19 protein-coding genes are annotated in these 16,234 nt (G+C 41.3%); 9 read left to right on the top strand and 10 right to left on the bottom strand.

The features are described 5' to 3' along the window. The first annotated feature begins 66 nt into the window (after positions 1–66). The gene (gene pyrE, locus L7A31_RS18860) at positions 67–708 is read left to right on the top strand and encodes an orotate phosphoribosyltransferase (protein WP_237363296.1); all 642 of its coding nucleotides are present in this window, start codon (positions 67–69) and stop codon (positions 706–708) included. Positions 709–774: 66 nt separating this feature from the next. Here pyrE and lpxM read toward each other — a convergent pair whose 3' ends face one another. The 4 genes from lpxM to coaBC all read right to left on the bottom strand — a co-directional run bounded on the left by lpxM (position 775) and on the right by coaBC (position 4,685). Then, positions 775–1,770 carry a lauroyl-Kdo(2)-lipid IV(A) myristoyltransferase gene (lpxM, locus tag L7A31_RS18855; protein WP_237363295.1) on the bottom strand — a complete coding sequence of 332 codons (996 nt, stop codon included), beginning with the start codon at positions 1,768–1,770 and terminating at the stop codon, positions 775–777. 32 nt (positions 1,771–1,802) lie between these two features. Next, positions 1,803–2,750, bottom strand: a complete 948-nt coding sequence (lpxL, locus tag L7A31_RS18850) for an LpxL/LpxP family Kdo(2)-lipid IV(A) lauroyl/palmitoleoyl acyltransferase (protein WP_237363294.1) — start codon at positions 2,748–2,750, stop codon at positions 1,803–1,805. 5 nt (positions 2,751–2,755) lie between these two features. Then, a complete protein-coding gene (gene slmA / locus L7A31_RS18845) occupies positions 2,756–3,346 on the bottom strand; it encodes a nucleoid occlusion factor SlmA (protein ID WP_237363293.1) in 591 nt (196 codons plus the stop codon). A gap of 121 nt (positions 3,347–3,467) precedes the next feature. Continuing rightward, positions 3,468–4,685 carry a bifunctional phosphopantothenoylcysteine decarboxylase/phosphopantothenate--cysteine ligase CoaBC gene (gene coaBC, locus L7A31_RS18840; protein ID WP_237363292.1) on the bottom strand — a complete coding sequence of 406 codons (1,218 nt, stop codon included), beginning with the start codon at positions 4,683–4,685 and terminating at the stop codon, positions 3,468–3,470. A 200-nt stretch (positions 4,686–4,885) separates the two neighbouring features. Between coaBC and radC the strand changes: the two genes are divergently transcribed. The 5 genes from radC to mutM all read left to right on the top strand — a co-directional run bounded on the left by radC (position 4,886) and on the right by mutM (position 7,712). Continuing rightward, entirely contained in the window at positions 4,886–5,560 is a 675-nt protein-coding gene (gene radC, locus L7A31_RS18835; protein ID WP_237363606.1) for a RadC family protein, read from the top strand. Positions 5,561–5,867: 307 nt separating this feature from the next. Beyond that, a complete protein-coding gene (gene rpmB, locus L7A31_RS18830; RefSeq protein ID WP_021704597.1) occupies positions 5,868–6,104 on the top strand; it encodes a 50S ribosomal protein L28 in 237 nt (78 codons plus the stop codon). 13 nt (positions 6,105–6,117) lie between these two features. Beyond that, positions 6,118–6,285: a 50S ribosomal protein L33 gene (gene rpmG, locus L7A31_RS18825; protein ID WP_237363291.1), complete on the top strand. Its 168-nt coding sequence runs from the start codon at positions 6,118–6,120 to the stop codon at positions 6,283–6,285. 124 nt (positions 6,286–6,409) lie between these two features. Continuing rightward, positions 6,410–6,874, top strand: coding sequence for a hypothetical protein (locus L7A31_RS18820; protein WP_237363290.1), 465 nt, complete (start codon positions 6,410–6,412; stop codon positions 6,872–6,874). 28 nt (positions 6,875–6,902) lie between these two features. Further along, positions 6,903–7,712 (top strand): bifunctional DNA-formamidopyrimidine glycosylase/DNA-(apurinic or apyrimidinic site) lyase, encoded by an 810-nt coding sequence (mutM, locus tag L7A31_RS18815; RefSeq protein ID WP_237363289.1) that lies wholly within the window; start codon positions 6,903–6,905, stop codon positions 7,710–7,712. A 2-nt stretch (positions 7,713–7,714) separates the two neighbouring features. On the opposite strand, the gene coaD is transcribed toward mutM, so the two are convergent. Next, entirely contained in the window at positions 7,715–8,209 is a 495-nt protein-coding gene (gene coaD, locus L7A31_RS18810) for a pantetheine-phosphate adenylyltransferase (protein ID WP_237363288.1), read from the bottom strand. A 116-nt stretch (positions 8,210–8,325) separates the two neighbouring features. Here coaD and L7A31_RS18805 point away from each other — a divergent pair, with 116 nt between their 5' ends. Next, positions 8,326–9,360, top strand: coding sequence for a glycosyltransferase family 9 protein (locus L7A31_RS18805; RefSeq protein ID WP_237363287.1), 1,035 nt, complete (start codon positions 8,326–8,328; stop codon positions 9,358–9,360). On the opposite strand, the gene L7A31_RS18800 is transcribed toward L7A31_RS18805, so the two are convergent. Continuing rightward, positions 9,329–10,108: a glycosyltransferase family 2 protein gene (locus tag L7A31_RS18800; protein WP_237363286.1), complete on the bottom strand. Its 780-nt coding sequence runs from the start codon at positions 10,106–10,108 to the stop codon at positions 9,329–9,331. The genes L7A31_RS18805 and L7A31_RS18800 overlap by 32 nt on opposite strands. A 65-nt stretch (positions 10,109–10,173) precedes the next feature. Next, positions 10,174–11,229 carry a glycosyltransferase family 9 protein gene (locus L7A31_RS18795; protein WP_237363285.1) on the bottom strand — a complete coding sequence of 352 codons (1,056 nt, stop codon included), beginning with the start codon at positions 11,227–11,229 and terminating at the stop codon, positions 10,174–10,176. Positions 11,230–11,323: 94 nt separating this feature from the next. Here L7A31_RS18795 and L7A31_RS18790 point away from each other — a divergent pair, with 94 nt between their 5' ends. After that, the gene (locus L7A31_RS18790; protein ID WP_237363284.1) at positions 11,324–12,040 is read left to right on the top strand and encodes a 3-deoxy-D-manno-octulosonic acid kinase; all 717 of its coding nucleotides are present in this window, start codon (positions 11,324–11,326) and stop codon (positions 12,038–12,040) included. Beyond that, positions 12,021–12,749, top strand: a complete 729-nt coding sequence (locus L7A31_RS18785) for a glycosyltransferase family 25 protein (RefSeq protein ID WP_237363283.1) — start codon at positions 12,021–12,023, stop codon at positions 12,747–12,749. The genes L7A31_RS18790 and L7A31_RS18785 overlap by 20 nt, the downstream gene beginning before the upstream one ends. A 71-nt stretch (positions 12,750–12,820) precedes the next feature. Here L7A31_RS18785 and L7A31_RS18780 read toward each other — a convergent pair whose 3' ends face one another. The 3 genes from L7A31_RS18780 to L7A31_RS18770 all read right to left on the bottom strand — a co-directional run bounded on the left by L7A31_RS18780 (position 12,821) and on the right by L7A31_RS18770 (position 16,232). Then, on the bottom strand, positions 12,821–14,023 hold the full coding sequence (locus L7A31_RS18780) for a glycosyltransferase (protein ID WP_237363282.1): 1,203 nt from the start codon (positions 14,021–14,023) through the stop codon (positions 12,821–12,823). A 191-nt stretch (positions 14,024–14,214) separates the two neighbouring features. Further along, entirely contained in the window at positions 14,215–15,138 is a 924-nt protein-coding gene (locus L7A31_RS18775) for a WavE lipopolysaccharide synthesis family protein (protein WP_237363281.1), read from the bottom strand. 47 nt (positions 15,139–15,185) lie between these two features. Then, positions 15,186–16,232 carry a hypothetical protein gene (locus tag L7A31_RS18770; RefSeq protein WP_237363280.1) on the bottom strand — a complete coding sequence of 349 codons (1,047 nt, stop codon included), beginning with the start codon at positions 16,230–16,232 and terminating at the stop codon, positions 15,186–15,188. Between the last annotated feature and the right edge of the window lie 2 nt (positions 16,233–16,234).

The raw sequence follows: 16,234 nt of genomic DNA, 5'->3' as shown, positions 1-16,234 counted from the left end.
TTAAATGGCTCCGATATTCGGGGCTATTTTTTTATATAAGTATAAATGAAGTAGTAGAGAGAGCACATGAAAGCATATCAACGTGAATTTATAGAGTTTGCACTTGAAAAAGAAGTCTTAAAGTTTGGTGAGTTTACTTTAAAGTCTGGCCGTAAAAGCCCATATTTCTTTAATGCTGGATTGTTTAATACTGGGCGAGATCTTGCACGCCTAGGGCGTTTTTATGCTGCGGCATTGGTAGAGTCGGGTATTAAATATGATGTGCTATTTGGCCCAGCCTATAAAGGCATTCCAATCGCAACAACAACATCGGTTGCATTGGCAGATCAGCACAATGTCGATACACCATATTGCTTTAACCGCAAAGAAGCAAAAGATCATGGTGAAGGCGGCAACTTAGTTGGTAGTGCACTTGAAGGTCGCATCATGCTCGTTGATGACGTGATTACTGCAGGAACGGCTATCCGTGAATCGATGGAGATTATCAAGGCATGTAATGCCGGTTTGGCTGGTGTACTTGTAGCGATTGATCGCCAAGAGAAAGGCAAAGGTGAGTTATCTGCGATTCAAGAAGTAGAACGTGATTTTAGCTGCCCAGTCGTATCAATTGTCAGCTTAGGTGATTTGATCACTTACCTTGAAGAGAAAGGTGACAATGCTCAGCAGCTTGAGGCTGTTAAAGCATATCGTGAAGAATATGGCGTTTAAGTAACGACTCGTGATTAAAGAAATGCCCTGTAATTTTAGCTACAGGGCATTTTTATATGCGAGATATTATTCTTCAAGCTCAATGTCGGTGCGATCCCCTCGATGGGAGTTATCGTAGATCTCTTTACCGTCACGTCTTGTCTTGAGCAGTGCTAAGTTCCACATGTAGTTTTCTGGATGTGGGGTAACTAAACGTTCAATGGCATCATTCATTGCTCTTGCATCTTGCTCTTCATCCCCAGTAGGGAAGTTTTCCAAAGCTGGTAGAATATGAACTTCATATTTACTGGTCTTGTCATTGTATGTAGGCAAAACCGGGACTACTTTCGCTTTTGATAGCCTGGCCATTTTGCCAAAGCCTTTCAGCGTAGCTTTTTCAGTTCCGAAGAACGGAACGAATACGGAATTCTGTGCGCCAAAATCTTCATCTGGTAACCAGTAACCAATGTAACCATCTTTGATAGAGCGAACAAAGGGCTTAACGCCTGCTTCACGTGCAAAAATGCGTCCGCCATATTGCATGCGCTGGACTTGCATTAACCAGTCGCCGATAGGATCGCGCTGCGGCTTCATGATTGTTGTCACTTTGTAGCCTTTAGCTGCCAACATGACCGCTGGATAATCCACCGCCCATGCGTGAGGGGCTAAGATAATGACGTTTTCACCTGCATCGAGCAAAGGTAACAGGTTTTCTTCACCTATCATTACGCCACGGCTTTGATTATGTTTGGTTGAGCGCACTAAAAACTCAGAATAGCCCAGCATATACTGCGCGGCTTTAGCAAACGTCTTTTCTAATATCTCTTGGCGCTCTTGCTTTGATTTGTCAGGAAAGCAGTACCTTAAGTTTGTTCTAGCGCGGCGAACAACACGGCCATTCTTTTTCAAGACTAATCTTGAAAGCTTAGCAGCCATAGGATCACGAAGTTTTACTGGCATAAATGCGAGTAGAGCTGCAAACAAGATGCCTATCCATGTTCCCCAGTATTTCGGGTGAAGAAAGTTCCATTGAAATGTTGGGTTGTGTAAGTGCTTGTCAACACTGTTTTTATCGGTGCTCATTGGCAAATACCTATCTAAAAATTTGCCACTTACTAAAGGTAGCGCGAATTGGTTTTGGTTTCGTCTGGCAGTGATTTATATCGTTTATGTAACCACAGCCATTGCTCAGGTGCGCGAAGTATAATCTTTTCCACATATTTGTTCATGTATGCTGCAGCTGCTTCCGGATCTTTCTTCGGATAGTTTGGCTCAATATCTTCGTTCGCAATAATTTCATACTTGCCGTTGCTATTGCGAAATCCAGAGCCGGGCACAATTGCACTTTTGCTGGTGTATGCGAGGATGCTGGTACCAGTCGTTGTACATGTTTCTTCCACTGCAAAGAAAGGTACAAATACGGAGCGATGGTGGCCATAATCTTGATCGGGCAGATAGAAGAATAGCTCCCCTTTTTTTAATACACGAACCATTTTCTTCATATCGGTACGATAGATGAGTTTGTTGTTATTTCGTGTGCGACCTCGATATTGGATGAATTCGTAAGCTGGGTTACTGTGAGGTCGATATGCGCCATAACCTGCCATGCCTAACACTGCTAGCGCTCTTGCGGTAACCTCTAGATTTAGTGCATGTACACCGCAAAAAAGAATCCCTCGATTTTCCTTTTTTAGGCGCTTTAGTACCTCTGTGTCTTTGTCTACAAGGATACGCTTAAAGCGCCAAGTTGGCCAAAACCAAGTAATACCGGTTTCCATTAACGCCATGCCTGTATTTTTCAGGTTCTCGTCAACAAATGCTTCAATTTCCACATCTGTTTTGTTTGGAAACGCGAGCTCCAAGTTTCGGCGAGCAATTGATACCCTTTTTTTGCCAATTAGATTGCCTAGTTTACCGAGCGAGCGGCCTAACTTGAGTAGAATAAAGTATGGCAAAATGTTGACAATTAATGCCAGCAAACCGAAACCAAACCAAACACCCCAATATTTTGGGTGCAGCAAAGAGAGAGAAAACGCGGGCTTTCCCACGTAGTTATCATTCATAATTATTACAGTATTTGAGCGCTGAGAAGTGCCCAATATTCTTTAAAGTTTTCAGTTGGTTGATATTTGAAATCAGAGCGAACGAAGCGGTTCAAACTGCCTTCTACTTGCCCAAGCAGTTGCGCTGCTAGGATGGACTCATCGACAGGGAAAGACTTGCCTTCTCTGAGCTTGCGCTCTCTGAGTATTTGTCTGAGAGACGTTTCAATACGCTCATACAGTTGGTTAATTCTATCGCGTAATCGCTCATTTTCAAACATCAAGGCATGTCCGGATAGAATTCGAGTAAGCCCTGGGTTGCGTTCGGAAAACGCCAAAATAAGCTGCAATACTAGTTGGAGCCTATTTAGCGTGTCCTTTTCTTCATCTAAGATGAGATTAATGCGCGACATTAGTGACTCTTCGATAAATTCAATTAAGCCTTCAAACATGCGTGCTTTACTTGGAAAGTGGCGATAAAGTGCAGCCTCTGACACACCGACTTGCTTGGCAAGTTTAGCTGTTGTGATGCGTGATGCTCCCTCAGTGGATTCGAGCATCTCTGCTAATGCTTGTAGAATTTCTTCGCGACGATTCGATTTTCTAGTCCCGGCCATTAATCGTATCCTTATAACCCAAAGTGCGTACCGATAAAGTATAAAGCTACCTAGACCTTAAATGCAGTTTGTTAAGTTAGGTAGCTTGAGATTGTGAATGCTAGATGTTGATGCTGAGTCGTTACTCGCTCTTTGAGCTAGTTAACTTTTCATGGATATTTTGCATGATGGACTTGGCTAACTCTTTTTTTGAGTGTAGCGGCAAGCGCTGCTCACCACCATGCCAATAAAGTGTTAAGGCGTTGTCATTGCTATTGAAGCCTTGCCCTTCAATAGATACGTCGTTTGCACAAATCATATCTAGGTTTTTCTTTGTAAGCTTGCTCTTTGCGTATTTTTCTACATCTTGGGTTTCAGCTGCAAACCCAACGGTAAATGGGCGATTGGATTTTAGCGCAGCTACAGATCCAATGATGTCTGGGTTTTTGACCATTTCAATCGACATGTCATTTTTATCATCGGTCTTTTTGATTTTATTCTCTGCAATATTAGCTGGACGATAATCTGCAACAGCAGCGCAGCCGATGAATACATCATGCTTTTCTGCAAGGCTCATGACTTGCTCGTGCATTTCTTGAGCGCTGTCTATATTGATTCTATTTACGCTATTTGGTGTACCTAAACTGACAGGGCCACTGATGATAGTGACGTTTGCACCATATTGCGCGGCTGCTTCTGCAAGCGCATAACCCATTTTCCCTGAGCTATGGTTAGAAATATAGCGGACAGGGTCAATAGCTTCACGAGTCGGACCGGCAGTAATCAGTATCGATTTACCCGCTAAAAGTTTAGGCTGGAAATAAGCTTCACACTTTTCTACAAGCTGCATTGGCTCTAACATTCTGCCTGGGCCCACATCGCCACAAGCTTGCTCTCCTGCCGCTGGTCCCCAAATCTGCATGTTTCTGCGTGCGAGTGTAGCGATGTTTTCTTGTGTAGCAACATTAGAGTACATTTGCTGATTCATAGCTGGAGAAGCAGCAATCGGAGAGTCGGTCGCAAGCACTAGCGTGGTCAAGAGATCGTTGCCCATTCCTGCTGCCATGCGAGCGATAAGATCGGCAGTCGCTGGAGCAAGCAGAACGAGATCTGCCCATTTAGCAAGTTCGATATGACCCATCGAAGCTTCAGCTGCTGGGTCAAATATGCTATCTGATACAGGGTGTCCCGACACTGCTTGCATGGTGAGAGGAGTAATGAACTCCTTTGCTGCATTTGTCATTACGACGCGAACTTCTGCGCCGCGCTCAATTAAACGACGTGTTAATTCAGCACACTTATAAGCCGCGATACCACCGCTAATACCCAGGAGGATTTTTTTTCCTGCTAATGTTTGCATGTTCTTTTTATCCTTCAATTTTCTGTTGCTAAGATAGCAGAAACGCCTTGTGGTGCCTAGAGAACAGCACGGCTAACCATTTGTTACCAACATTGTGCTTGCAGTTTTCATTCTATTGACTCTCGGACTATGGTTTTCATCAAGTATCGCGACGCGATGACTTTTACTCTAGGTATTTTATGTCGCAGTTGGAGGTTGATATGAGCTTGCAGCGTATACCGCGAGAAAGTATGCCGAGAGAAAAACTGTTAAACCAAGGAGCCGAGTCGTTAAGTGATGCTGAACTGCTTGCTATTTTTCTTCGTACTGGCAGTCGTTCTATGAATGTTCTGGAGCTGGCAGATTACTTAATTGGTCAGTTTGGTTCTCTATCGGCACTTCTTTGCGCAACAGAAACAGATTTTTGTCAGCACAAAGGGTTAGGACAGGCGAAATACGTCCAAGTATTGGCTATATTAGAAATGGCTAAGCGGTACTTGTCTGAATCTTTACAAAGAGGCGATGTCCTGACTAGCCCGCAACATACCAAGCAATATTTGTCAGTGCTATTAAGACACCAACCCCGTGAAACATTCCATGTTCTGTTCTTAGACAATCAACATCGAGTTATAAGCGACGAGGTGTTGTTTCAAGGTACGCTAGATTCTGCGGCTATTTATCCGAGGGAAGTAGTAAAACGCGCTCTAGAGAAAAATGCAGCAGCGGTTATTTTTGCTCATAATCATCCTTCTGGGATAGCAGAGCCCAGTGAGTCAGACAAACGAATTACCAGAAGGTTAGTAGAAGCGCTCAGTCTTGTTGAAATACGTGTGCTGGACCATTTTGTCGTTGGAGACCCCGATGTAGTGTCATTTGCTGAGCGAGGGCTGATTTGATAAGGATTCAAATAACATCAATTGATTTAACGCACATTTTTGTCTTGTTAGTTGAGCAAAATCTGATAGAATCGCCCGACAAAATTTGAACCTGAATTCAGCTCTGCTCAAAAAAGATCACGAAAACCTGTAAAAAGGATCTGTTCGGGTCTTGAGCAATGCATGTCAAGTTAGTATAATGCGCGACCTTTGATAGCCTTGTATGGACTTTCCATAACGGTTTTTAACCTCAAACTTCTTTTATTATGAGAGAGAGGTTCGGCCACCAAGGTTGATATCGAGCTGAAACGATTTGGAGAAGACATTCATGTCCCGAGTATGCCAAGTAACTGGTAAGCGTCCAGTAACGGGTAACAACCGTTCACACGCACGAAATGCTACTAAGCGTCGTTTTCTGCCGAACCTACAAACTCATCGTTTCTGGGTAGAGAGCGAAAAACGTTTTGTTAAACTACGTCTAACTGCTAAAGGCATGCGTATTATCGACAAGAAAGGCATCGATGCTGTTCTTGCTGATATCCGTGCACGTGGCGAAAACGTTTAAGAGGAATTAAGCAATGGCTAAAGGCATTCGTGAGAAAATCCGTCTAGTATCATCTGCTGGTACTGGTCACTTCTACACAACTGATAAGAACAAGCGCAACATGCCGGGCAAGTTCGAGATCAAAAAATACGATCCAGTTGTACGTAAGCACGTTATGTATAAAGAAGCGAAAATCAAGTAATCTTGATTCTCCTGATTTATTAGTGTGAAAACCCAGCTTTTATAGTTGGGTTTTTTATTGTCTGAAATTCCTTCGCAGTGTGATAACCTCAAACAACCTATACATTTAGGCATGGATAGCCACTATGAAATACAACCGTCGCCGTTGGAACAATATTCTTATTCTTTCCATCATCGCATTCATTTTGCTGTTGAATTTGCCAAATATTATAAAAAGTTACTTGATTGAAGATGAGCACCCAAACCAAAGTTATCTGCTTAATCCAAACAAACCTCTACAATCTATTCAATCAAATGGTTGGGCTTTAGAGAACAATCAAGGCGAATGGTTACTGAGCCCCAAAAGTACTATTGCAGCTAATGAGTTAAAAGAGCGTTGGCAGAGCTTACTCGGAACAAATGTAGACGAACCAACATTTGAAGCTTTGATACCTAAACTTGGCGCATCAGAAAGCGTAGAAGTCTGGTATAGGGATCAGGAAGAGCCGCAAAGGATCACCTTATATAAAACACCACAGTTTTTGCTGTTAAAAAATTGGCAAGAGCAGTGGATTGCAATCTCTGTCGCTCCGAGTTATTTGCTACTATAACCCTTATCATTGCTTTGAAGTCGTTACTATGCCCGAATTGCCAGAAGTTGAAGTTAGTCGAATGGGAATCACTCCTCACCTCGTAGGTCATGTTATTACTAAACTTACTTTCCGTACGTCTAAGCTAAGGTGGGATATTCCGAATGAACTAAAACTTTTGCAAGGGCAAACGATAACTGGTGTATATCGCCGAGCAAAGTATTTGTTAATAGAAACGGATGTGGGCAGTGCTATGGTCCACCTCGGTATGTCTGGTTCACTGAGAGTTTTAGACTCGACTCATCCACCAGCGAAACACGATCACGTTGATATGCAGCTAGACAGTGGCAAAGTACTTCGTTACAACGACCCACGGCGCTTTGGAGCATGGCTTTGGTGCGAACAAGGCACAGAGCACGAACTTCTTGTGAATATTGGACCTGAGCCGCTGACGGATGCTTTCAATGTGCAATATATGCATGATAAAGCGAATGGTAAGCGTGTCGCGATTAAGCAGTTCATAATGGATAACAAAATTGTCGTTGGTGTTGGGAATATTTATGCCAATGAGTCCTTGTTTACCGCTGGAATTTCGCCCTTACGTGCAGCAGGAAAGTTATCGGAAAGCGAATGGGAAAAGTTAGTCTCTGAAATAAAACAAGTGCTTAACACAGCGATAGAGCAGGGTGGAACAACATTGAAAGACTTCGCTCAAGCAGACGGAAAACCGGGGTATTTTGCTCAAGAGTTGAAAATATACGGTAAAGCTAAGCAGCCTTGCCCAAATTGTGGTGAAAAGATCCAAGAGCAGAAAATTGGTCAGCGGAATACGTTTTTCTGCTCAAGTTGCCAAAGCTAGCGTTAAACTTTCGCTTTTTCCTTTAGTGCTTTGGCTATGACCTCGGGAACAAAGCCATCAACATCACCGCCGTGAATTGCCACTTCACGCACTATTGTTGAAGATAGGAAGGCATGTTCTTCGGCTGGCGTCAGGAATACGCTTTCTAAGCCCGGCATCAATCGGCGATACATATTGGTTAAACCAAATTCATACTCAAAGTCGACGGTTGTTCGTAGGCCGCGAATGAGTACATTAGCTTTCTCTTCTCTAGCAAAATCAACTAGCAAGCCAGAAAATCCTTTTGAGCTTACGTTGTCCAAATGTTCAGTCACTTGCTCAGCAAACTGAACGCGTTCTTCTAGCGTAAACATGGTGTTTTTACTAGGGCTTGCTGCGACGGCGATAATGACTTCGTCGAACATTTCTGTACTACGTTCAATTAAATCTAAGTGGCCATTAGTCAGAGGATCGAAGGTGCCAGGGTAAATCACTCTAGAAATTTGTTTTTTTCTCACAATCCATTTCTCAGAAAGGTTATCTCTTTCAATAGTATCAAAAAGCTTCGAAATTACCTATCTAACTGGGTATTATTGGCAACTTGATGTTCAATAGGTGTACTTAGGTAAATTCAGTGAAAAAGATACTGGTAATTCGAAACGATAAGATTGGCGACTTTATGTTGGCTTGGCCAAGCTTCGCTATGCTAAAGCACTCTTTACCTGATTGCCAAATAACTGCTCTAGTACCCAACTACACGGCTGATCTCGCCAATCTATGTCCTTGGATTGACGACGTTATCGTAGATTGTGGAAAAAAGGCGGAAAAAGAGCAGCAGAGAGCGCTTATTGAAAAAATCAGATCAATGCAGTTTGATGCTTCAATTAATCTATTTTCGACAACCTACAATGCCAAATTAGTTTGGAAAGCTAAAATCCCTTACCGCCTTGCTCCAGCAACTAAAATCGCCCAGATTTTTTATAACAAGCGCATTAAGCAAAAGCGGTCTCAATCAGCGAAACCTGAATATGAGTACAATCTAGATTTAGTTAGAGCTTTTTTTACCGATACTGGCAAACCTGTTGTTGAACCTAGTGCGCCGTATTTGGAATTTTCCTCAGAGCAACTAGCGGCCCAAAAAGAAAAGCTCTCGCTTACATTGGGTTTAGATAGAAACAAGCCTTGGTACTTTGTTCATGCAGGCAGTGGCGGGTCAGCCAACAATCTATCGCTGCAGCAATATTGTCAGTTAATTTGTGGCTTAGATGGAGGCCACGAACTTATTCTAACTGCAGGCCCGGGGGAAAAAGAAAAAGCGGTTGAGTTGCAAGCCTTGATTGCAGAGCAAGGAAAGCCAGCGAAGGTTTACAGTAAAAACGATGGATTAGTCGATTTTGCTTGCTCGATTGCTTGTGCCAACCTGTTTATCGCGGGCTCAACAGGACCTCTTCATATCGCCGCTGCAGCCGATGTACCGACAGTCGGCTTTTTCCCAAGTAAACGCTCTGCCACGCCACTTAGATGGAAGCCTATTAATTCAGAGGGTCGACATATCGCTTTCTGCCCACCCGAAGCCGAAGGCAAAGAGCAGCAGGAGGATATGTCACGAGTGGATGTGAAAGACGTAATTTCTAAGGTTAATCCTTGGGTGTGTCAGTTGAAGTTCTAACCCAAAGATCGGCATATTTTACAAACGTAGAATGGGCAGATAACACTGACAATAGAAAGCCTTGTTTCCCGTCTAAAAAGCCGGCTTTAAAGACATACATTTTTAAGAAGCAGCCAAGGGCGTGCAACATACCTTGGCTAATGCTACTCGATTTGCCTTTTTTCTCTCTTTGTTCTGCCCAAGCTTTTGCATACCCAGCGGACTTCACCAAATAATGATGGATATCATTGTAGGTGTAATGAATAGCATCCCCTTTAAGAGTTTGTACTAGCATGGCAGAAGTCACTTCGACTTTTTCGTGCACTAACGCGTCGTTGTATTGAGTGAGCTTCGTTGGGTAGAGCCTGATGACCTTATCGGGATACCAGCCACAATGCCGGATATAGCGGCCAAATACCCAACTTAGTCGAGAAAACTGATATATAACGTTAGGCTGATTTTTAGCGATAGCCGCTGTAATGCTTTCTTTGAGCTCAGGTGTTACTCGCTCATCGGCATCAAGCCAGAGCACGTAGTCAGATTCGACATAAGATTGTGCCAGTTGGCGCTGTGGGCCAAATCCAGGCCAATTATCATTGACATAAAACTTGTCAGTAAAACTGCGTGCTATTTCTTCAGTGTTATCAGTGCTACCTGAGTCAAGAACTACAATCTCGTCCACCCAGCCTTTTACCGTATCTAGACATGCTTTTAAGTGCAAAGCTTCGTTTTTCGCAATAATCGCTACAGCTAGTGTGGGTTTAGTCACTCGAAATCCTCAAAGAATTAAAGTTAGTCAATGCAGTATGCTGCCTATTGTATCTCTGACTACAACTAGTTCAAGTTGAAGTCACAAACAGCCTTATCGAACATTTCGATTACTTGCTCGCTTTGAATACGGTTCATCGCAGTTTTGTCTTTAACTCGAGTGCGCCAACTTACTTGCTTTGGCTCTTTGCCAGTCTCGACTTTTAAAGCTTCTGAGTAGACAGATACCACATAATCAAGGTATTGGTATGGTCCGGTACGTTCTGGGTTATGATGAGCATATAAGCCAATAGCTGGTGTGCTAACTGAGTTGGCCATATGGGCAGGACCAGTATCTGGTGCGATAACAAGATCGGCGGCATCTAACAGAGCGAGCATTTCCTTTAAGCTACTTTGGCCGACGATATTAGTTATTGGTATAGGCAATAAAGATTCCACTTCCTTAGCTAGATCGAGCTCAATTTGGGTAGGGCTTCCTGCTAGGATGACGTTCCAACCAAGATCATAGGCATGTTGTATTACGTCACTATAGCCCTTAGAGTGCCAGTTTTTGTAGGCTTTACTTGCTGCTGGTACGATTATTAAGTTTCTACTCTTGTTCTCGATATGATTTAGCGCCCAAGCTTTATCACTCTCGGAGTAGGGAATGAACCATTGTGGTGTTGTGTCTTCAATACCTAACGTAGAAGCAAAAGCTAGTAATCCATCGAGTACATGGTTTTTGTTTGGCGAAGGAACTTTTACATTAGTAAATAAGTGCTGAAAATCTCGACTACGAGCTGAATCGAAACCTAATTTATATGTGGCCTTAATACCTAACGTTGCAATGCTGGCACGAAAAGCGTATTGCATGTGTAATAGAGCATCAAAGTGTTCGCCTTTTAACTCACCCCAAAGAGATTTGTATCCTTTCCAGCCTTGTTTCTTATCGAAAACAATAACTTTAATGCCTGGAAGGTCGTGAATAAGCTTCGACTCCAATTTACCTGTAATCCAAGTGATCTTTGTATCAGGCCACTGTCTTTGGATTGCTTGAACGGCAGAAACTGTATTGCAGACATCGCCTATGGCTGACAAACGCAGGATACAGAGTGATTTTGGAGGAGAGGGGAATAAGGGCATAATTTCAAGTCGATTAAAACAGTCAATCGAGATTATGAAGTTTGTGCAGTTAGATGTAAAATACCATTTTGCGTGTTTATATTGCTGTGGCTAGATGATTAAAGAACTGTCTTTCGAGAATCAGAAAATATGGTATGACGACTCTTTGCTACTAGAAGACCCCAAGCGTTGTTTCGACCCAGAGTATTGGAAATCGAATGATAGAGTGATCGGAAGTGCACGAGGGCGTGGAACCACTTGGTTTGTTAAAACGATGAAAGGAGAAGCAGCTCTTCGCCATTATCGTCGCGGTGGCTTATTTGGTAAGCTGATTAAAGACAATTATTGGTTTTCTGGGTGGGGGAATACGCGCTCTTATCAAGAACTCCAGCTGCTTAATCATTTAATTCAGGCCGGTGTTAATGTACCAAGACCAGTAGCTGCTAGAGCAATAAAAGGCACGTTTAGTTATCAAGCTGACTTACTCAGTGAAAAAATTCCTAACGCTCGAGATTTAGTTTCGATTCTAAAAGAGAGGCCACTTCCTCCTGAAATGTACAAAAAAATTGGGCTAGAGGTTCGCAAGATGCACGATGCGCAGACCAATCATACAGACCTTAACATCCACAATATTCTTATCGATGACCAAGACAAAGTGTGGATTATTGATTTTGATAAGTGTGTAAAGCAGGTAGGAAGTCAGTGGAAGCGCAGAAACTTAGAACGATTGAAGAGATCGTTTGAAAAAGAAGTAGTAAAAAGTGGGATATGTTGGACTCTAGGTGATTGGAGTAATTTGACTAGGTGCGTAAATGAAGATATTTGTGATTAGTTTGATTGATTCGCTGGGGAGAAGGGAGCGAGTCAAAGAAGAGTTGAGTTGCGTTGATTTTGAGTTCTTTGACGCAGTTAATGGTTATCTAGGTTTACCAGACGAGCTAGAAAATAAGGTTAATGATACACATAGAAAAATCTTTAGGAGTCGTCCTCTAACACCAGGAGAGAGAGGAGTTTACGCTAGTCATTACCAGCTTTGGGAGCGATGTGTTGAGCTTGGTGTACCAATAGTAATATTGGAAGATGACTTTAAAAAAACTCAATACTTCAAAAATGTCATCGAGCATCTTTCTGTTTTAGCTGAAGAGTATGATTATGTTCGCCTAGAGCCTCAATTTACAAAAGGGTCTAGTATTGGTTTTGATGGAGCCGTAGAAAAGGTACTGTGGTTAGATAATTCTAAAGGAGCAACTGGTTATATGGTTACCCCGCAAGGTGCTGAAAAGTTTTTAAATGCTAGTCGCCAATGGAAATGCTCTGTAGATAACTTTATATCTGAAACTTATCTTCATGGTGTGCCTAGTGTAGGTATTATCCCTTACGCTATTTATGCTCCAAATGATATGGAGAGTACAATCCAAGGTAAGGCAAAACTTTCAAAAGTGCCACTTCTATTTAAATTAACAAGGGAGTTATATCGGTTTTATCGATTCATTCTAATGTTGCTTTGGAATCGAAAAATGTACAAAAAACTCAAATGTTAGAAATGATGCAAATGCCAATATTCCTAGCGCCTCTAACGGAATCGTTATTAGTGCTAGGAATATTAGCAATACTAAGCAGTATTACATGTTGGGTGGTCATATGAAGAAAGTTTATTATTTGTATTCGTTGTCGGTGGAATTTGTTCAGGAGTAACCAAAGCATTTATTTTTTCAATATAGTTCATTGCTACTAACTCAACATCTAGAAATGAAATGTCTTTATAACTAACGTTTAAGCTTAGTGCTAGCGATTTATCTATGTTTCTCGCTAATGATTCAATATCACCTTTTTCACAAACGAAGTCATTGAGCTTCCCTGTCAATAGTTCATTCACTCCACCGGCATTAGTTGCTACAACAGGAGTTTTTGCAATTAAGCTCTCTATAATAACAGTGGGTAAACCTTCTATATCGGAGCTGAGAACATAAAGACTTGCATGTTTATATATAGGGTTTAAAGGGGAAACAAAACCTTGGAATATAATACGATCTGCTAGGTCAAGTTCAATAGCTAGTTTTTTTAAGTCTGTAATGTACTTACCATCACCGAATATAACAAGTTTATGCTGGTTCTTTGCTTTGGTTTGAGAGTAAGCTTCAATGAGAATGTCAAACCTTTTAGTTCTGTCAGCTCTTCCTGCTGCCATTATGAACCTTTCAGGTAACGCTATGTTACATGGTTGATTAGACTTGACTTCTAACTTACCAAAATCGAAACCATTATAAATAGTTTCGATTGAATTTGGTCTTGCTCGAAGCTTTTCAACCATATCATCACGAGCACTATTTGATACGGAGAGAATATTCTTTCCTGAGTAAAGGTGTTGGTATAGCTTATGGTAGAATATTTTCTTTATACCGGTTCTTCTTGTTATTAGGTTGTCATATTTACAGCTATGAATTACGACATAAGACTTACCCTTATAACTATGGAAGGGTACAAAGTTAAGTCCATGAAAAAAAACAATATCATAGCCACTTTCTTTAATAAACTTTTCAAGTTGTCGGGAATATAATCTGCTAAATAAATACTCAGAAACACTATATCCAAGCAGGCTTTTGGATAACTTTCGGAATAACCTACTAGAAAGCTTATGCTTAGATAAACCCCAGATATTAATTAGGTCGTCATCTGCTTGCATGGTTTCTCTTTGATGCCAAAAAATATACCGGACACTAATTCCATGCCCTGAAATACATCGAGCAACATCTTTAGTTGCATTGTATAAACCGGATTGGTAACTAGTATTACCTAAGAAGAACCCTACTTTCATGACGGAACCTTAATTATATTGTATTGTTTAGGTCACTTAAAAGGGGTTTGACGTAAACACTACTAATGCGAAAGTGTATTAAGCGCATTCATTCTTGAATAACTTACACGATCCTGTGTAGGGCTTACCGATGGAAACAAACAAATATTGTATCTTGTTTATAGGTTGGTTGTCGAGGTTAGGTTGTAATGTTACCTTCCTCTAACTAGCATTATTACTTTTCTTTCAATAGCTTTTATTGTTCTTATTATTTTTTTTCTATCCCATGTTCTTTTTTCTATACAGTTAAGTTGTTTCCAGTCAGTAAGATCTAACTCAAGGGATAAGTTTCCACGGTCATAAAACCTATCCGTGACATCTAGACCAATTTTCTCTGGTGCATCGACTATTAGGTTGTTTGCTACAAACATATCCCAAAAGTTTTCACCAAGGCCAGCATCATCTCCAGATTTATTATTTATATGCAAACTTTTTCCCACTAACTTTGATAACCAATTTAGGCTCAAAAATTGCTCGGTTGCTGGATATCGTGACTTGTAGCCCTGTACTTTGGAAAAATGTAACTTAGGTATGAAGTCTTCTCTCCATATTTTTAGTAAATCGCTTGTCTCACCAAAGTCAAAAATGTCGCTTTTATGAAAGTGAACTTTTTGACCAGAGTGAGAGGTAAGGAAGAACGTACTGCTGGTCACTACTCTAGAGTTAAAGAAGCTGAACTTTTCATTTCTAATTAGTTTGGAGTATGTTTCGTATAGCTCAACAAACTTTCGACTGGTTAGCTTATTGTCTGTTCGTAGTTTTACAGCATATTTTGTCCTCACGGCCTTAAGACCTTGATGAGTACTGTAGATTTGACGATTGTTGTTTAGAGTAACCTTTTGGTCATCCTGAAAAATGTCGTTTGAACCTGGATCGTCAAGCTCAAGCAACTGGTCGTAGTCCAATCCAGAATAGTCCTGATTCTTCCATGTAGAAAGTATAATTTTAGATTCGGGAAAGTAGTGCCTAATGGAGGCTAGGCATTGCTCTGTAATTCCAGAGATTTGTTCGCGTTCTTTGCTCGCTTGAATAGGGCCTTGAACGACGAATGTAATATCTTTATCTTTTATATTCATGAAGCATACATTCAAAAAGGCTCAGCTTTTTTGGCTGAGCCACAAGGTTAGTCATCGAATAGGTGGCTAAGGGTCTCGCTATCACGTTCTAGATTGATAGCAATGGCAGAAGGGTAAGGGTTGGTTGCAGAGTAATCGTTGATTAAATAGCGGCGAGTGTGAGGCAGGCCAAATAAGCAGCGATCAACTCGAACACCAAATTTAGCAAGTTCTTGTATAGTATATTCTATTTCACTCTCAGGCCTAGAGGAGGTTAAAACTAGAAATAAGCCGTTGTCTTTTTGTAACTCTGCAATCTTACGTAAATTTGCTTCTAAGCCAGAGGTCTTCCAGCCGTTTTTAGCAAACTTACTCCCGTTTTTTAGCAATACCCCATCAACATCGCAAAATACTGTTAGGTGCTTTTTACAGAAATGACGATATTCCCGTAAGGTTCCCCAGTCAACATAGTCTGATGCTGACTTACGAATAAACTCTTCGTTTGACATTAGCATTTTATAAATAACGTGAGAAATATAGACTTCATTAGTAGAGGTTATGCTTTCAAAGGCGCTGCAAAAATCACCTGTAGATGCAAAGCTATAGCCCCCGCAGCAGAAAAAATTGCTGATAACTTCTTTTTCTACAATATTTGAAATGACACCTAAGGAGTCTACCTCAATATAGCTTTTATTCTTAGCGTCTACTAGTTCTATATTATTTAAATCGATTGTTGTTACCGCATTGACAGGCTCAGGAGAACATGAAAATCTATTATCGCAATCTTTAATAAAGAACGCCCCTTCAATATGACCTTTTTTGATTGCTTGATAGATAGTCTCTGATTGAGAAGATGTTGGTCCATCAAGAACTACAAGATCTGGTGTTATGCCAGTTGCTTTATGGAAACTTGACAAAACAGAGTCTTGTGTTGTGTATTGCTCAAGGTGTTCTTGCAAACACACAATAACTATACGATCAAACTTATCGAGATCAATGGATTCTACCGACTTTTCTATCATCAGCTTTCCGTCAGGCATGGTTAGTAGCCATTTCGGTCTCATGTTTGGAAACCTAGAAGAGCGACCTGCTACAGGGAGAATTAGTGTAAACATAT

The organism is Vibrio marisflavi CECT 7928, assembly GCF_921294215.1.
GTDB lineage: Bacteria > Pseudomonadota > Gammaproteobacteria > Enterobacterales > Vibrionaceae > Vibrio > Vibrio marisflavi.
Note: the sequence above shows the minus strand (reverse complement) of the source record. Positions and strands in the feature narration are given on the sequence as shown.